Source organism: Natrinema sp. HArc-T2 (assembly GCF_041821085.1).
Taxonomy (GTDB): domain Archaea; phylum Halobacteriota; class Halobacteria; order Halobacteriales; family Natrialbaceae; genus Natrinema.
Genome location: NZ_JBGUAZ010000009.1, coordinates 79,258 through 95,577, shown reverse-complemented (window position 1 = coordinate 95,577; position 16,320 = coordinate 79,258). Strand labels below are relative to the sequence as shown.

The 16,320-nt window shown below is 55.8% G+C and carries 12 protein-coding genes; 3 read left to right on the top strand and 9 right to left on the bottom strand.

Going from position 1 to position 16,320, the window contains the following annotated elements; genetic code table 11:
• The first annotated feature begins 528 nt into the window (after window positions 1-528).
• Together ACERI1_RS17010 and ACERI1_RS17005 are read left to right on the top strand one after the other, a co-directional pair.
• Window positions 529-1,524: a hypothetical protein gene (locus ACERI1_RS17010; protein WP_373619653.1), complete on the top strand. Its 996-nt coding sequence runs from the start codon at window positions 529-531 to the stop codon at window positions 1,522-1,524.
• A complete protein-coding gene (locus tag ACERI1_RS17005) occupies window positions 1,521-2,330 on the top strand; it encodes a mechanosensitive ion channel family protein (protein WP_373619652.1) in 810 nt (269 codons plus the stop codon). The genes ACERI1_RS17010 and ACERI1_RS17005 overlap by 4 nt, the downstream gene beginning before the upstream one ends.
• 285 nt (window positions 2,331-2,615) lie before the next feature.
• Here ACERI1_RS17005 and ACERI1_RS17000 read toward each other — a convergent pair whose 3' ends face one another.
• From ACERI1_RS17000 to ACERI1_RS16980, 5 genes are all read right to left on the bottom strand, one after another.
• The gene (locus ACERI1_RS17000) at window positions 2,616-3,080 is read right to left on the bottom strand and encodes a hypothetical protein (protein WP_373619651.1); all 465 of its coding nucleotides are present in this window, start codon (window positions 3,078-3,080) and stop codon (window positions 2,616-2,618) included.
• Window positions 3,081-3,631: 551 nt separating this feature from the next.
• Complete coding sequence (locus tag ACERI1_RS16995) at window positions 3,632-3,910, bottom strand: DUF3006 domain-containing protein (RefSeq protein WP_373619650.1); 279 nt, start codon at window positions 3,908-3,910, stop codon at window positions 3,632-3,634.
• A gap of 5 nt (window positions 3,911-3,915) precedes the next feature.
• Window positions 3,916-5,364, bottom strand: a complete 1,449-nt coding sequence (locus ACERI1_RS16990) for an MBL fold metallo-hydrolase (RefSeq protein ID WP_373619649.1) — start codon at window positions 5,362-5,364, stop codon at window positions 3,916-3,918.
• 105 nt (window positions 5,365-5,469) lie between these two features.
• The gene (locus tag ACERI1_RS16985; protein WP_092935830.1) at window positions 5,470-5,916 is read right to left on the bottom strand and encodes a hypothetical protein; all 447 of its coding nucleotides are present in this window, start codon (window positions 5,914-5,916) and stop codon (window positions 5,470-5,472) included.
• Window positions 5,917-6,444, bottom strand: coding sequence for a winged helix-turn-helix domain-containing protein (locus ACERI1_RS16980; RefSeq protein ID WP_373619648.1), 528 nt, complete (start codon window positions 6,442-6,444; stop codon window positions 5,917-5,919). It lies immediately after the preceding gene.
• Window positions 6,445-6,600: 156 nt separating this feature from the next.
• On the opposite strand from ACERI1_RS16980, the gene ACERI1_RS16975 reads away from it, so the two are divergent.
• Window positions 6,601-6,933, top strand: coding sequence for a hypothetical protein (locus ACERI1_RS16975; RefSeq protein ID WP_373619647.1), 333 nt, complete (start codon window positions 6,601-6,603; stop codon window positions 6,931-6,933).
• A 186-nt stretch (window positions 6,934-7,119) separates the two neighbouring features.
• On the opposite strand, the gene ACERI1_RS16970 is transcribed toward ACERI1_RS16975, so the two are convergent.
• The 4 genes from ACERI1_RS16970 to ACERI1_RS16955 form a co-directional block, all read right to left on the bottom strand.
• Window positions 7,120-8,415, bottom strand: coding sequence for a hypothetical protein (locus ACERI1_RS16970; protein ID WP_373619646.1), 1,296 nt, complete (start codon window positions 8,413-8,415; stop codon window positions 7,120-7,122).
• Window positions 8,416-8,748: 333 nt separating this feature from the next.
• Window positions 8,749-11,820, bottom strand: coding sequence for a TraM recognition domain-containing protein (locus ACERI1_RS16965; protein ID WP_373619645.1), 3,072 nt, complete (start codon window positions 11,818-11,820; stop codon window positions 8,749-8,751).
• Entirely contained in the window at window positions 11,810-12,997 is a 1,188-nt protein-coding gene (locus tag ACERI1_RS16960) for a hypothetical protein (RefSeq protein WP_373619644.1), read from the bottom strand. The genes ACERI1_RS16965 and ACERI1_RS16960 overlap by 11 nt, the downstream gene beginning before the upstream one ends.
• Window positions 12,990-16,319, bottom strand: a complete 3,330-nt coding sequence (locus ACERI1_RS16955; protein WP_373619643.1) for a VirB4 family type IV secretion system protein — start codon at window positions 16,317-16,319, stop codon at window positions 12,990-12,992. Before ACERI1_RS16955 ends, ACERI1_RS16960 begins: the two co-directional genes overlap by 8 nt.
• Window position 16,320: the final 1 nt, after the last annotated feature.

Sequence of the window (16,320 nt, the reverse complement as noted above, 5' to 3'; positions counted from 1 at the left end):
TCGGTTGTCGATTCTACGTTCAAAAACTACAGCAAGTCCTTGTTGCCCGAAGAATTATCTTAGCAAACGTGGTTTGTTTAGCCAGCAGAATTTCCATAGGTGAATACAGTGCTCTGTAGGATCGCTAGACGACGCTGTGAGTAGCCTACTCTCGTTGGAGAACAGTCAACCACTGGACTCGTATCTGGAATCCACCGCAGTCTCTTGATTTTACAGGAATCTGTTCATCCAGCCATCAGCATCAGGGAAATATTCGTCCAAATCACATCGTAACTAACCAGCTCCAATTGCTCCGAAGTCGCCGCAGTCTAGTGATCCTACAGAGCAGAATACAGAGCACGTATTTAGCGGCGGTATCGCTAACGTCCTTGATGAGCCGGGTAGGACTAACAATCAGTGACCCGAATGATTGTCTCACATCCGTGTTGAGCCGCGAGCCAGACGGATTGAGAGGGCGCTTAAAACCATCTGACGGGGTCGACCCTGATTCGGTATTATCAACCGGCTGGACACAAAGGTATAGGTATAATGAAGCATGGTGCCGTCGAAAGGAGACGTCGGGTGCCGGACGTCGACGTCCCCACACTCCTCGGTGACGACCACGAGGCGTTCAAGGCCGTTCTCTCGGGCGAGGAGGCCGGGCCAGTTGCCGTCGTGGGCGATCCCTTCTCCGGACGCGGATCCGTCCTAGACCGGGCTGTGCGGGATCTGGACGCAACCCGGGTTAGCCTTGACCCGGGCGACGGGGTCGACCGGATCCGGGCGAGGATCAACGGGGGGCCAGTCGTGATAGAGGACTGCCAGCACCTGTACGAGCGTCGCATCGGCGGCTTCGAGGAGCTGTCTGCGTTTCTCGACGACCTAGCGAGCGTCGATGCGACAGTGGTGACCAGCTGGAACCGGTACGCGTGGGAGTACCTCGTGGCGGTGCAGGCCCTCGACCGGGAGTTTCCCGTCACTGTTGAGATCCAGCTCCTTCCCGCAGAACGGATTGCGGAACTCGTGCTAGATCGGTATGACGTGATGCCGGCGTTCGTCGCAGACGACCCCGAGCAGGGCGGCTTGGTCATCACGACGCGCCACGAGATTGGCTGGCGGGACTGGTCGGTATCGGTGCCGATTCCTATGCTGAGCCCAGTTGCAGTCAAGAACCTGTTTTCGGAGAGAAATCTGGATCCAAAGGACGTAACGTTCGGCCGCCTCGCTGCGGTCTCAAACGGGAACCTCGGCGTCGCCACGGCGATCTGGGAGACCCGACAGGGGCCGAAGGTGCGCCCGAGCGACGTGACCGTCCCCGCGTCCGACCCGGATCTGGACCGCGAGGAGGCGTTCTGTCTGCGGATCGTGCTCGCGAAAGAGAGGGTCAACCGGGCACAGCTCGCGGGCATTATTGACGGTCTCGACCGGGTTCTCGGACGCCTCTCGCGCGACGGCCTCGTCACGGTCGAGGACGATATCGTGGAACTGGTACCGGCGGCAGTGCCGGCTGCCGCGCCGGCGACCGAACTGGGGCGGATACTGTGACCGTGCTCCAGACGCTGGTAGACCTGGGGGTAGCCCAGGAGACACTCACGAGAATGGTGGGCGTGCTCGTAGCTGCGTACCTGGCAACCAAGGTAGTCAGGTTCGTGCTCACGGCGGCCGTCGAGCGCATTCCCCGTCGGGGGGTTACGATCAAGATTTTCATTCCGGTCGCGCGGGTTCTCATCTACGGAACCGCGGCGTATCTGATCCTGGGACCGTTGCTTCAACTATCGGCCGCACAGTTGCTCGCAGTGTCGGGACTGTTCGGGGCGGCTCTGGGGCTCGGCCTGAAGGACCTCTTCGCGGCGATAGTCGGTGGGCTGGTGCTCGTCACCGAGCGTCCCTATCAGGTCGGCGACAAGATCGCCATCGACGACGACTACGGCGAGGTAACCGACATCGACCTTCGGGCGACAACGCTGAGGACGCCCGACGACAGCGCCGTTAGTATCCCGAACGGAACGATGTTCACTTCGAACGTCTCGAACGCCAACGACGGCACCCCGCAGATGATGGTCGTCGTCGAACTCGCGGTCACCGCCGCTGCCGACGTCGATAGAGCGAGTGCGATCGTCAGGGAAGCCATGGTGACCTCGAAGTACGTCTACGTCGACGATGACCACTCGTTCACGGTCCTAGTCGAGGACGAGTCCTACTATCGGACGATTCGCGGCAAGGCTTACGTGGCCGACCTGCGCGACGAGTTCGCGTTCGCCTCGGACGTGACAGAGCGCTCGCTGGCCGCCTTCGCCAGCGAAGAAATCGAAGTACCCGAGGCGCCCGTCCATGCCTCCGAGCACCGCTGACTCTGCGTGTCGCCTGTTGGTTTCGCCCGACCGAAGCGAGTATCTCGAAGGTCGATTCTGGGTCTGATCACTTCTCAGGCCCGGCTAGATACCACTCGTCGTAACGGCTCAGCTCACACTTCATCACCTGAAACGACCACTGGCTTTTGCTGCATGCATCCTCTGTACTTACCGCGGACGGTGCCAAATATACCAGGATCTAATAAATTCAATAGAGTTTAGAAGATAGGAACTGGAGTCAGTGACCGATATTCAACAACAGGCTGGAGTACCGACGGCTCGTGATTACCTCTTGCTGGGCCGTCGACCCATTCGAAGTTGCCACGTCGGCTTCACCCTGAACGTATCTGGTTCTTCAACAGGATAGGAATGACTCTGGTTCGTCGCCAGTGACGCGGGCCGTTCGAGGCGGTTGAGTAGTTCATCACGCACGTCCTGCTGGGACATCGTCTGTTCGTGCCAGCCGAGCCGTTCGTCATAATGGCGCTTCTTGAATCTCTCGCCAACCGTATCGGCAGCGATGTACTGCGTCAGTTTAACTCCCCAAATGTTCGACGATCGATACTCGGCACCGACGTCTGCATGCGTGAGTTCGACGAGAGCACACTCAACGAATGAGATGAGTGACTCCCGACTTCGGTCGTTCGGAACGCGTAACTTGAGGCCAGCCCAGGGTTGCTTGGAGGGGTGCCGGTGAGTTGGTGTCCGATCAATTCCACGGTCTCGTGGGTGCTGTCGCTCAGTAGTCATTCGCTATCTCGGGGCAGTTCGATCGCCCCGCACCCATCTCGGGGCGAAAAAATACTCCGGAGGGGTCGTTTTAGAATACGTAGCTCTGTTGAAACTCGGTTCTTTAGCTGTTTATTCCCGTGGAATCACTGCGCACTACAGGTGCGAACAGAACGGGCTGTAGTAGATCTCCCTCATCTCATTATTGGTAATATCTATAGTCCATATGCAAAAAGCAATCAAATATTTTAAATCCTTTGATAGGGGTACCGTAGGACGAAATGGGGGAGCTGAGTGCTGAAGGCAGACAACACTTAGAAGAAGCGTTACAGAACAATGATCCATCAGAGAAGGATTTCCACATTCGACAAGTACTACAGGTGTGGGGTGTAGACGATCTTCCGAAAGAACTGAAATAGAGCACTCACGTTCTCATCTGTTTGCTGGCCTCTCTGTACTGAGCGTTTGACAATCCACGATTCTCCTCTTATCAGACGGAACTTCGAAACAGAACCAAGTGTCCACTACAGACTTTTCCTCGAGAGTCACTCTTCATCACCGCCAGCGTCGACTCACTCCTCGCGATCAGACAACTTCTCCGACAACCGATCCAGTTTCTCCTGCGCAGACTCACGGCGGTCGCGAGTGGCGTCCGGTCGATATTCCATCGACACGATGTCGCCATCCTCGAGCGTAACCGACAACACACCACCGTCTGTTTGAGCGGGCTCAGGCAATCGAGCCACAGGGACATCCACTTGCTCGATCACCTGCCCGTTCTCCTCGAGCAAGATGATAGCAATCTCACCGTCCTCAATTCGATCGACAACGCCAGTGTAAGTCCCGTCCATCGTTCTCACCCCATAGCAGGAGCGACAGCTCCATCAATTCCACTGGCGACCAGAGGAGGTGATATCAGGGAGTTCGTCTCATCGTCGGAATCAGGTGTCTCCGCGAGGATATCCTCTGGGTCCGTCGAGAACAACTCTTCCGTCTCTACCTCGATCGACGTGCCATCGGTGCGAACCACAATATCGCCGTGGACTCCCGTCCAGTATGTTTCGATCTCTCGAGCGGCAAACCGTTCGAGCACCTCATCGCTTGGGTGCCCATACTGTGAATCATAGGCACTCGAGATGATAGCCGTCTCCGGATCGATGGCGTCTACGAAGGCGTCACTCGAGGAGGTCGATGAGCCGTGATGGCCAGCCTTGTAGACATCGCTCTCGAGATCGTTTTCCCACTCGTCGACCAAGCGCTGCTCAACGCCAGTATCGACATCACCGGGTGCCAAATACTGGAAGTCACCAAACTCGAGCGCCAGTACCACACTGTTATCGTTAACATCACTCCCAGCGTCCCCAGCAGGCGGGTTCATCACCTGGGCAGAGACATCGCCCTCAAGCGGTAGCTCATCGCCGCTTTCGACGATGAGCAGCTCGACGTCGTACTCGTCGACGGTATCGAGGTAGTTCCCATAGGTCGCAGAATCCGATGGGACACCCGAATCGTATGCGGTTCCAATACCCTCACCAGTCGTCTCGAAGTGCTCGATCACAGCAGCGTGACCACCGATGTGGTCGGCATCAGCGTGTGTCGCGACGAGATGGTCGATCCGATCGATCCCCTGGGCCTCGAGATAGGCGATGACCTCACTGCCGTCCTCTCGCCAGTCGCCAGTATCGATCAGGATCGTCTCATTGGCTGGCGTGACGATGAGAGTCGAATCGCCTTGTCCGACGTCGATGTGGTGAATCTCGAGTTCTCCCTCGACAGTGCTCCCGTCGAGTCCATCGCTCTCGTCACCAGTGCCGCTCTCTCCATCGCCGTCCGACTCAGACTCATCGAGTTCGATATCGCCGTAGACGTGCTCGAGTACGACCTGGCCATTGGCGTTGACAAGCCGAACCACGTCGCCATCGTCTCGCCAGATATTCACGTTGTATCCCCAGTACAGTTCGTTGTCCGTTGGATCGCCTTCACCAGTCGTTATCTTCACCGTCTCCCCAGACTCCAGAACGAACTCACTTGGAAACGAAAACGGAGAGAGGCCGCCATCGACCTGTCCACCCTCTCGGTCTCGGAGTTCAAACCCAGACAAATCAACGGGCTCATCGGCGGTATTCTCGAGGACGATGTACTCCTCGTCGGGCGACACGTCTTCGACGTTCATGTCAACAACCTCGAGAGCATTCCCAACGGTCTGAGAGTCGTCAATCGCATTCTCGGAGTCCCCGGTGTCGCTCGCACATCCCGCAAGAACGACGAGGAGCGCCACAGAAACCACGAGGGTCGCTCGGTTCATACACGGTCATCTCACGAGACGCGTTTGAGTGTTCCGTCCAGTGGAAGACCCCGCTGACATCCTCGCAAATACTGTGTGCGAGAGGCCAATGAGACTCACATACCTTCACTGAGACCAAAGAGTCTCGAGACGCTGCTCGATCGCAGTAAGCACCGTCGAGTACACCTCGAGGGGGTGGAGCGACGGGAGTTCAAGATCAGTGATGTCGTTCGCAGCCGGTGGCTGGTGAAAGTGCAACCGGGCATTGTGCGTGTTTGGATGCCGATCCCAACGACATTCCCACCGGCTCCCATCGTTGTGATCTTCAACATAATGAAATGTGAAATCCTCAGTCGTGAACCACCGAATGTCGAGCCGGGCTGCTGAGACTGATTCTGGATATCGCTCCATATCAAGGAACGCCTTGAGGAGTCGCGGCTCGTAGAAATCTGGATCGAATGCTGTCTCGGCGACGAGTGAATCCGATGTGAGATGTCGCTCGAGCAATCGCAACGTCTGGCGATCCGGTGGCCCTGTCGAGTCAGGGGCCGAATCCGATGGTGGCCGACTCATTCAGGCAGGAATCAGATGCCCATCGTTCTGGGAGAGCTGTCGAGCAAGTTCGTACAGTCGAATCTCTCGAATGATTCCTTGCCACTCACTGATCGCAGTCATCCGTTCATGAACCATCTCGTGGTCGTCATGCTCAACAACCGAGACCGCTGTCGGGTCAGTGGTTCCGAACTGCTCCTCGTACTCTGTGAGCTGTTCTTCGAGTGCTGCCACGCGGTCGATTATCTCGTCGATGGAGAGTTCATCTGCAATTTGGCTGGCCTCCTGCCACTCGAGATACCCATCGTTCCGTTCGTACTGCGCGGGGCGACTATCACGGTCTGCTCGAACAATACCCATCTCGGTCAGACGCTCGAGATGCTTTTTGGCGGCGTTCGGAGAGCAATCGGCAAGCTCCGCAATCTCAGTGTACGCGGTGGGCGATGTCACTCCAAGGGCAACATCGTAGACACGACCAAACGTGTCCGTACCCTCTTGCCACCGCCGCTGAGCAGCATCAGATTCAGGTGCCGGATCGAACTGAGCCATATCTAACTGTACGCGACCATGCTCAATATATGTTTGTGTCACTCAGATATATGCATGTACAGACTAACCAAACTCTACTACCAGATATCATAGAATTCTTTACATAAACGTAGTGTAAAATATTATATGCACACCGCTGGTACGTCTTGTAGAGCGATGGGACAAATTTTCGGGATACTGAACTTCTGGCTCAGTCGTCTTTTCTATGCGACCCAGTTAGCTGTGCTTCTGTTGGCCCTAATTTTCGTGGTAGCCCCATTTGATAATTTCACTTTATCTAAATTCACATCAGCTATTTTATTAGCATTATTAGCGGTTGCAACGGTAGTTAGCCTGTGGCGGAGGAGAACCGACAAGGGCGGTGAAACGTATTCCGAAACAACTGAAGACATCACACATGATCCGTTTGCTGACCCCGGGCAGGCGGCCAAAGACAGATGGGTAAAGGCAATCCGTCGCCTTCCCGGCAGAGAAAATGAGGATGACTGATTGCCTGGGCACTTGTGCTTGCTATCCACTGAATAAATAATACAAAAGTGATGAAACAGCCATATATTATTTAATGAACATATTGTCCTGTTCGTCACGTCTGAGGAGTAAGCAGACTCACCTACCGAATCGAGTGCCCCTATCGTACCTTACTCTGAATTGAATAAGCGATCTTCTCAACGATTGTTACTTGGAGCTATCTCCGAATAATCGCCCCCACGGGGAGGATGTCTCTGAAGCGGTATCACAGTTGGATGTCGTCTCGACTTGTTCTCCTCGAGTCTGCTCGATCTCTCGGTTACGCTCTGCAAGTTCAGTTTTGAGACCCTCGATTGTTACCTCGAGGCGATCGATACGCTCATTTTTCTGTTCGAGCGTAGCCTCGAGTTCGTCGACACGGTCACTCAATAACTGGTTTTTCTCGGCTAGATACGCTGCTTGTGTCCCTTCAGTCCCACCAAGGGTCTGCTCAGTTGGCGATGACTGTCCATCTTGAGCGGGTTCCTGTATGGTCGTCTGCCCTCGCTTCTTGGTCTGCTTTCCACGCGACGCCTCGCTGCTCGATGGGTCATAGACATCGTCTGTGTTCGCGATTGCTCGTTCGACCGTCTTCTCGCCGTATGTCGATCCATCCGCGTAATGGACCTCATCCCATTTGTCTCGAAGCAGTCCCGACTGTCGGAAGAGCTGATCGACTCGAGCAGCGTCGCCACCGGTCCAGAACGCCAGCAAGAAACACAGCGCCATGTCTGCTTCTGACTGACTCTCGTAACCAGTAGTCGAGCCACGCCACAACCGCTCGAATTTCTCGCCATTCGATGCATTCCGCGCTCGCTCGAGCAGTTCTTCATCCTCGAGCGTCACGCTCTGGCTGGTCTCGTGCGTCGAAGCCTGCTGGGCTCGAACTTTGTTCTCGCTGTCAGATGGCTCTGTCTCAGCGATGTATTCGGTGTATACGCTCTCGAGTGCAGCAGGTCGCTCCATCACCTGTGACGGTGTTGTTTCGACACGATCACCAGTCACAGTGAAGAACCGTGCCGTCTCATACATCTCGACAGATCCACGTCGACTCCGGTCTCCAGGCAGTGACCCACGGACGATAACGTGATAGCCAGTCCCCGACGGCGAGACCTCTGTAAACGACTCGAGTTCGAGGATGATTTCTCGAGCATCTGTACCCGGCGATCCCGTCTCTGGATCACGACAGTCATCGAGGTCAATCCCGACAAATGGATCATCGTCTGTGAAGACGAACCCGACCCCAGCCGCTTCGCCACGTTCGAAATACTCGAGTGCCTCATTGAACGGTCGCCATGTTTGCGGGTCAGTTGATGAGGCATACTCGCCAGTCCCAGGAACAATTGGGACCTTCGTTGCCTTCCCATCACGATCCTTAACACGCCAGCAGATCCACTGGTCGTACTCCTGTAGAGTCTCAGGAATGCCGCTCGTATCGATTGAATGTGTCTGCTTTTCTTTCATGTATTTTAACACCGCTGTAGCGCCGTGCTACTGTGCTGCCGCCGCATTATCAGCGGCACGATAGATCTCCAATAGCTCTCCCAACCTGCTTTACCATGTTTTGCGGCGGCAACCCTCTCTATACTAGTTGGTTTTTGACCCTCATTTACCCTGGACAGTAACGCCATCTTGCGATTTTTACCCTGGACACCGAGATGGGAACGTGTCCTGAACAGAGATTTACCCTGGACAGCTCGATCTAAACTGCACGGAGAACGTTTAAAGCGCGGTTTTATGGAGCTTTTCTGATTCAGAAATACCCTGGACACGAGGTGATCCTGAAACGCAGACAAACTACCCATCATTCTGATTGATCACCTCCTCAAGAAGACGGGCACCAGCATCAGCCAGTTCAATTCCCGTATGAACAGTGATACGTTCTCCATCTTTCCGCCGCCGGTCGCTACCAATCTCGAGATGGCCACTCAGTTTTCGTCCAAACCAGACATCGTTAGTGTAGTCGAGGTCATGTCTCTCTGCCCACGCCACATAGGCTTGATAGAGTTCTTTCTTCGGGACCGAGCCCTCGGTATCGGCAATGAGGAACTGATCGACAAAGACAGCAACACCATCTCCGTCAGAATCCAGCTCTGGAGTGCCATCACCTGTCTGCCGATCTTGGTCAGTTGCTGGCGAGGTGTCTGTGTCCTCTTGTAGGGACTCTTGATCAGCTTCCAACAGTCCCTCAATCTCGTCTGAGAGGAGTGCTGTTTCACCTTCCACATAGAGTTGGGACGGTGCATCTTCTGGCAGGATCACCACGCCATAGCTGGCTCGGTCGTATTCTGGATCTGGTAGATCAGTTTCAGGAACAAAAGGGCGCTTGATTGGCGTCCAATCTGCCTCGAATGCATCTAACGTATCGTAGACATGGGTTTCACCCTGCTCATAGACCGTGTACTGATCTGTCTCACGGTCGTAGCTGTAGTATGCTGGCACAGTATCCTTCGAGAGTGAAACCGACGATGCCGTTCGAATGAATTCTGTGTCGCCGTCCGAAAGGACACGCTCACCGCCATCACGTTTCCAGACCGTTCGTGTTGACTCGCCAGTAGCTGGTCGAACAGCCGTCACACCCCCATGAGACGTCGCTCCATCGCCAAACGTGACGTGTTCGTCCATATTGTAGAGTTTCTCTGTGCCATCAGCCATTTCTCGGAGTGGTGACGCAAGGATACTCTCGAGTCGGGCTGCCGAGTGAGTAACCCTCTCTTCGCCCGGTCGCACGACAAACAGTGGAATCCGGTCGTCCTCTTGAGCACGTTTGAGATTCTGCAGGACCTTCGCTGGCCGATTCGGTGTCGTTGTTTCAGCTTCAAGAGCAAACTCACCGTCGTGATCAGGATGTGTGGCTGTCCCATCAGGCTGTTCACTCCCATCCTGTTCATAGATATCAACAGTGAAGCCAAGCTTCGTCAGCGCCGCCTCGAGATCGAAGAGAAGGGCATCGTGCTCCGAGCCACCTGCAGAGCGCACATAACCAGTCTCAGGTGTCGCAACGTCTTCGCCCTCGTCAGTGAGTCGAACGACGACCGTCTCATTGTTGACACTGAGATCGACATCAATCAACGGCGACTCCTGACGCACATCGGGAAGTTCCTCTGTTGCAGTGTCTGGAGTGAGGGTTTCAGCGGTCTCACCGGTCTCACTCTCGAGACGATCGACCACCTCTGCGTCGACATCGGTCACAGGAACCCAGCCGTTCTGGTCGCGAACATCCTCACGTAACTGGACGGTACGAACTGCCTCGGCCATCAGCCGATCAACGATGAGTTCGTCAGGACTTGCTGCCTCATTGTACTCGCGATAGATGAGATTGCGGAGGATCTCGCTATCTGTCAGCGGCTCAGTCCCATACCGCTCGAGACTTTGTTCGATGATGTCATCGACGTCGTCTGTCTCACGGAGAGGCGGATATGGCGGAAACGTCCGAATCAAGACGGGTTCGGAGTATCGCCCTCCAGAGAGAGGAATCCGCGTCCACACTTTGAACTGGTTGGTCGTGATGAGATCTTCTGCGGTGTAGTCGCGGAACCGTTTCATCAATAATTCGGCGTCATCACTGTCGTTGACCGAGAACGTGAGGAGGTTGTCACAGTTGTTCTGCATCGCTTTCAACGTGTCCTCGTCAAGCTGCGAGGGATACTGCGAGGCAAGGGTCACGGAGAGACGCATCGACCGGGCTCGAGCCAGCATTGACTCGATGTCGAGATTGTCACTGGCGATATCATCGAACTCGTCACAGAGGACAAAGTATGGATCTGGCGTCGTATCCAACTCATATGACCGCCGCTGAATCGCACTCCAGAGATTGCGCATCACGCCGAGCGTGACCATCTTCTTGATGTCCGTATTCTCGACAGGCGTTCGGACGATGACGATTCGATCATTATCGATGATGTCTCGGAAATCAATCGTACTCTCACGATGGGCGATGATCCGGCGAATCACCGAATTCTCGACCCATGACTTGATCCGTTTTAGCAGTGGCCGGACCGTCTCCTCTTCCATATTCGCGATCTCGAGGCAAAACTCCCTGATATAGGGGTCCTCGACATCGAGCGCGAAGTCTTCGCGTCGCTCGCCGTTGAGCAACGTGAAGTACATATCGATGATCGAGAACGGCTTCTCCGATTTCATCATCGCCCGAGCCATCGACTCGGTGATCGCCTCCATGTTGATGCCCCAGTAATCGGAAGTGTCGAAGACCGCCTTCAGGTTCTCGACCCGGTTTTCGATCTCGTTCTCGAGTTCCTCGGGCGTCTCACACTCGGGCACCTCAAGGAAGTTCATCCCGATCGTCTTCTCATGGGTAGTCGAACCGGGTTCGATCCAAACCACGTCCTTAAGACGATGTTTGGGGAGCATCCGGAGTAGCTCTCGAGAGTCACGGCCCTTCGGATCGAGATACGTGAAGCCGTAGCCGGAGTAGGCCCACTGAACCATCATATTCAGGAGTTCGGTCGTCTTTCCGTAGCCGGTCGTTCCGGCGATCCAGGTGTGCCGAAAGAGCGACTCGAACCGGAGCGGTGCTTCACGAAACCCAGTCTGGGGGTCCTCTGAGTAGCCGATCCAGAGTGGCGCTGGTGCATTGTACATCCCGGCTTCGAACATTTCTCGAATGAATGGGCCTGCAACTGTCCCCTCGTCGGCGGTTTCCGTGATGACTGGCTTTCCGCCAATACGAGTTGTGTTCTGTTCTACGATATCGTATTGGTCACCCTCATCGGGACTGGGTTGCTGATGCGTGGATGATTCAGCGGTCGTGTTTTCTTCCGGCTGTTTATCGCCTTCAGTAGCGTGCCCATCATGTTGGTCGTCACTGGAAGCCTCATCATCAGATCCGAAGAAGCGATCAAGCACCATCGAATCCCTCCTGCTCTCGCGTTGGCTCTTCAAAACGGACTGCTGTCTCGTTCGGAACGCCAGGAGCCTGCCCATCTACCGGTGGTTCATCAGCTCCGTATCGGCTCCCATCTGCTGGCAGCCGATCGCCACGCTGTGTATACCGCCAGTCGATCTTTGGCGTTTCAATCTCCGAATTGGGGATATGTGCGACGCCGGCGAGTTCGTCGACGGTCATAATCATGTGCCGATCAATCCACTCGCGGTCACGCATTCGCTCGACAAACTGCCGAAGCCGTGTGGCACGTTTCCGCTCTCGGCGATGCCAGACAGGCTTGTCGTCAAGGCCCTGCTCAGTGATCGCATTGTAGTACTTCCTGAACATCCCCGCGACGCCACGGGCACGGGCCTCAGCCTCGTCCTGTTCGCTCGAGGCAGCAAGCACGCGAATGTTCACGTGGAACGCCTGTTGGCCACGTTGTTGTTCGATGGTTTTCGCAGCCTGTTTGTCCTTCTCGCTCGGCGGTCGCGTACGAGGATTCAGCCAGCCGACGGACGTCCCTTGCCGAAGCGCGTGAGCGAGCTCATCGACGCTATTATGCTTGAACTGGTCACCGTCGGTCCACGACTGTTTCGCAGGTCGGAAGACGACCTGCGTAACGACTGTACTCTCATCGAGCGAGAGCATCTCGCTCGTAATTTCGCCGTAAGGATCTGTCTCGAAGCCTTCGCTGTTGTGATGGCGAATCGGATAGTAGGGGATCTTCTCCATCTCGAGCCACGCACCAGCGACATACTCGTCAGCGCCGATGACGGGGAACGCATAGCCCTCCTCGACCGGGAAGACCTCACTGTTGGCGTAGTTGTTCCCGACACGACGACGGAACTTGTCAGCAGCCGCCTCAGTGGCAGCGTGCATGTAGAACTTGATCTTCCCTTCGTCGAACCAGACCTCGAAGGAGTGATGATCACTCGTATTCTTCCCACGGAAGTTCGTCGTCACATCGTGGACTGACTGGAGGACTCCAGCCCCGTCCGCGATACCGTTGTTCTCTTTGTAGGGACGAATTCGCAGTAGTGTCCCTGGTGTGTCCGCTTGCCGTTGGACAAACGAGTCGTGCTCTCCGAAGTCGAGTTGCGTCGCCTCGTACTGTGGCGACGAACCCAGGATTGTCTTGATTGAGTTGAGACTAGTCATGATCTTGCGGGTCAGACACTGTTTCAGTCGTATCTTGTTCAGTAGCTGATTCTCCACCATCTGGCCGGACAGGCGACTTCTTACCATCCGTCTCAATCTCGAGGGAATGCTCAACGACCGCATCGAGGACCTCCTCTTTCGTGAGATCATCCTCGAGAAGTCGACCGGCGGCGTCTGCAGTGAGATCGAGACGCGTTGCAAGCGCATTGCGCTGAGCTTCGTTTTCGACGAACTCTTCGAAGGCGAGCAACTCTGCTGGCTCGTCGCGAATCGCCTGCTCGATGAAGGCCTGATCCTCGGGCTCGTAGTCGATGACCCGTTTCTCGAAGTCATCAGCGACGATATGCAACGGGTACGTCCCGTGTTCTTCGACGCGAACGAGTGCCTGGCTGTAGCCAAGGTCTTCATTCCCTGCGTCGGCACCTCTAACGTACCGGCGCTGCTCTTCCGTGAGGCCGATCTTGTCCGCTGTCCGATCATCCAGTTCGGGGAGCTTGTGGAGAACCTTGATCGGGCACATGCCGATGATTTTCTCCGCCTGCTCGGTCTCGTAGAACTCTTGAGCGGTTTGAGAGAGCAACACCATCCGAAGCCCTGCATGGCGTTGGTGCCGGAACGCTGTCTCAAGGAAGTCGAGGTTAGCCTGATCCTCGAAGAGGTAGTGGGCTTCGTCGATCGCGAGTTCGACGTTTCGTTGGGTGTTTTTCGCCTGCTGGTAGATCGTCGAGAGTAGCAGCTGCATCAGGAACGTCTGGCGATCGATCCCCGATGCACTCCCTTCGATCTGACCGAGGTCGATATAGACGACTTTGCTGTCGCCCTCGAGGATATCGATCTCGGAGTGGTGCGAGAGATTCTCGTAGGAGCCACCCTCGCGGAATGGCTGGAACGCAATCGCGAGTTCATCTGCATACTGGGCAGCACGCTCGCGAGCAGATTCGGACTCTGCAATATTGTGCTCATCCGGGTTCTCGGCGATATCACAGAGGATGCGATGAACGTCCTGCATCGTCGGCGAGTTCGCCGATGTGTGCGTCGAGACGTCGTCCTCAACGATCCCTGCTTGCCGGTAGGCTTCGTCGATGACATACGAGAGAACGCCCGTCTCGGTTCCGAGTTCGATATCGCGAGCGTCGAGGAAGTTCTCGAGGACGGCATAGACTTCGTCTTTCTTCGCCGAGAGAGGTGAGATCCCGTCACCGGAATCAAGGACATGCTGGGGTGTCTCTCGGATCTCGAGTGGGTTCAGCTTCGTGTCGCCACCGACAGTGATCGTCTTCGCGTTCAGCGCGTCTGCGATCCCACGGAAGCCACCAACTGGATCGACGAGAACGAGCATGGTGTCGTTGCGGCGTTTCATCATCCGAAGGTGGCGCATAATGTCGCCGAACGTCTTCCCAGCACCCGGCATCCCGACGACGAGTTCACTGTGGCCCGTCTCAAGCTCCCACGGGTTGAGCCGAATCGGAGAGCCGTTGTGGCCGTGATAGCCGTACTCGATACCCTCGTCCATCATCAAGTAGTTCGATGAGAACGGAAACATCGCGCCGATAGCTTGGTTCGTCAGCGTCGACATGCGGTCACGACCAAGTTCGTTCGCGCCAAGCGGCGACACTGTCGCAAGTCCACGTTCCTGCCAGCGATTCGCAACCTTGAGCGTACAGTTCGCCGGCGCATCCTTGATGATCGAGCGGAGACGCGTCGTCTGATTATCGAGTTCCTGTTGACTATCAGCGGCGAGGCGAATGAACACGCCACCGCGATAGAACGACGCTTTGTTCGCACGGACGAGCGACCGCATGTACTTCGCCTGATCGATGTCTTCCTGGAGGTCCTCGGATTTGAGACTGTTCGAGTCGTGCTGGTTGATCTTCAAATCCGAGATCCAGTCTGCCATCATATCCTGGGCCGACTGGCTGTCGAACGGATCGAGATGGATGCTGATGTCGGTCTGCAACTCCGTGTCGAGTAATAGTCGCTCAAGAAGGCCATCTGGCGGTTCCTCAGGGAATTGTTCAATCCAGAACGTGCGAACGTACGTCTCGTCGTTGATCACGGCGTAGGTCGTCTCCCAGTCGACTGTCGACGGCGCGACCACCGACTGGTGCATCGTCGACGTGTCTGGTAACCGATCATCAGTTCCGGTTGACGAGTCGTCGACAGCATCCTCGTCGATAGTGTCCTCTGCCCGATCGCTCGAGGCCGTGCCTGACGGGCTATCACTGTCGTGCTCAGCCATCGCATCAAGGACATCATTGGGATCCGGTGTTGCTGGGACACCGTCGCTTATCCCGTGGGAGACGACCGGGAACGTGCCGAGTGCATTCGTGATATCGGCGTACTCTTCGGGATGGCACGTCCAGTACTCCTTCGTGATCCGAGCGAGATCGTAGGCATCGACAGGGCTGACCGAACACCGATAGAGCGACGACCCACCACGGCGGAGTTGTGTGAGTCGTGACTCGAGGTGTTCTTCCTTGAATTGCTCTCGCTCGGCGTCGGTCAGATCGTCAGTTTGGAACCGACCGAAAAACCGTCCAAAAGCAGGAAGGTCAGCAAGATAGGCAAGGACACTGTCGTCCGTTTTATCGAAGTGCTCGATATCATCGTCGTTCACCGCGGTGATGAGGTAGTACTCGCGGATCGTGGTCGTCTCAGAGTCGATTTCACCGTTGTCAGTCGTATTCGCCGCAACGTATTTCTCGAGAAGCCGTTTCAACACGGGACGTGAGCGAACGTCGGCGTCGGCAAGTCGGTCCTGGTGTGCACGGATGGTTTCGTCGTCATCGACCTCGCGGCTAGTGACGTAGATCTTCACTGGAAAGTCGACAGTCGAGTTGGCGAACTCCGAGAGTGATTGAACAGCCTTCGCCCACGCATCATCATCCTCGAGGGCCATGTTCGCGGGCTCAACTTTCATCGCCCCAACGAGTGCGCCATCCGTTCGTTCGATCGCGTGTGGGTACACTCGCTGGAGGCGAGTCAGATACCGGACTTCACTATTGTCTTCGCCGCCGTGCGTGTACTCCTTGTTCTTGATCGCCCAGCTAAGACGGGCAGCAAGCCACTCAGTCAGCCACAGATATCGGGGCTTGACCTTGTGGAGCAAGAACAGCAGCGTCACAAGCATGAGCCCGAGTCCCAGTATCGGAATTGTCAGTGCTGCCGGGACAAACGTCGCTGCAACGACCGTGACGAACGCCACTGCGAGAAACAGCATGAGTTCGCCGATCGTGTAGCCCCGGAAGAAGGCCGTTGTGCCCCCCAAGGACTGGTGGATCTTTCGCGCGTTGTATTCGTAGTCTTCAGTGTTGGTACTCATC

Excerpts from the sequence above, each read along its gene's own strand:
- ACERI1_RS17010 (WP_373619653.1), top strand. The coding sequence starts at position 529 with ATGAAGCATGGTGCCGTCGAAAGGAGACGTCGGGTGCCGGACGTCGAC.
- ACERI1_RS17000 (WP_373619651.1), bottom strand. The coding sequence starts at position 3,080 with ATGACTACTGAGCGACAGCACCCACGAGACCGTGGAATTGATCGGACA.
- ACERI1_RS16995 (WP_373619650.1), bottom strand. The coding sequence starts at position 3,910 with ATGGACGGGACTTACACTGGCGTTGTCGATCGAATTGAGGACGGTGAG.
- ACERI1_RS16990 (WP_373619649.1), bottom strand. The coding sequence starts at position 5,364 with ATGAACCGAGCGACCCTCGTGGTTTCTGTGGCGCTCCTCGTCGTTCTT.
- ACERI1_RS16985 (WP_092935830.1), bottom strand. The coding sequence starts at position 5,916 with ATGAGTCGGCCACCATCGGATTCGGCCCCTGACTCGACAGGGCCACCG.
- ACERI1_RS16980 (WP_373619648.1), bottom strand. The coding sequence starts at position 6,444 with ATGGCTCAGTTCGATCCGGCACCTGAATCTGATGCTGCTCAGCGGCGG.
- ACERI1_RS16975 (WP_373619647.1), top strand. The coding sequence starts at position 6,601 with ATGGGACAAATTTTCGGGATACTGAACTTCTGGCTCAGTCGTCTTTTC.
- ACERI1_RS16970 (WP_373619646.1), bottom strand. The coding sequence starts at position 8,415 with ATGAAAGAAAAGCAGACACATTCAATCGATACGAGCGGCATTCCTGAG.
- ACERI1_RS16965 (WP_373619645.1), bottom strand. The coding sequence starts at position 11,820 with ATGGTGCTTGATCGCTTCTTCGGATCTGATGATGAGGCTTCCAGTGAC.
- ACERI1_RS16960 (WP_373619644.1), bottom strand. The coding sequence starts at position 12,997 with ATGACTAGTCTCAACTCAATCAAGACAATCCTGGGTTCGTCGCCACAG.
- ACERI1_RS16955 (WP_373619643.1), bottom strand. The coding sequence starts at position 16,319 with ATGAGTACCAACACTGAAGACTACGAATACAACGCGCGAAAGATCCAC.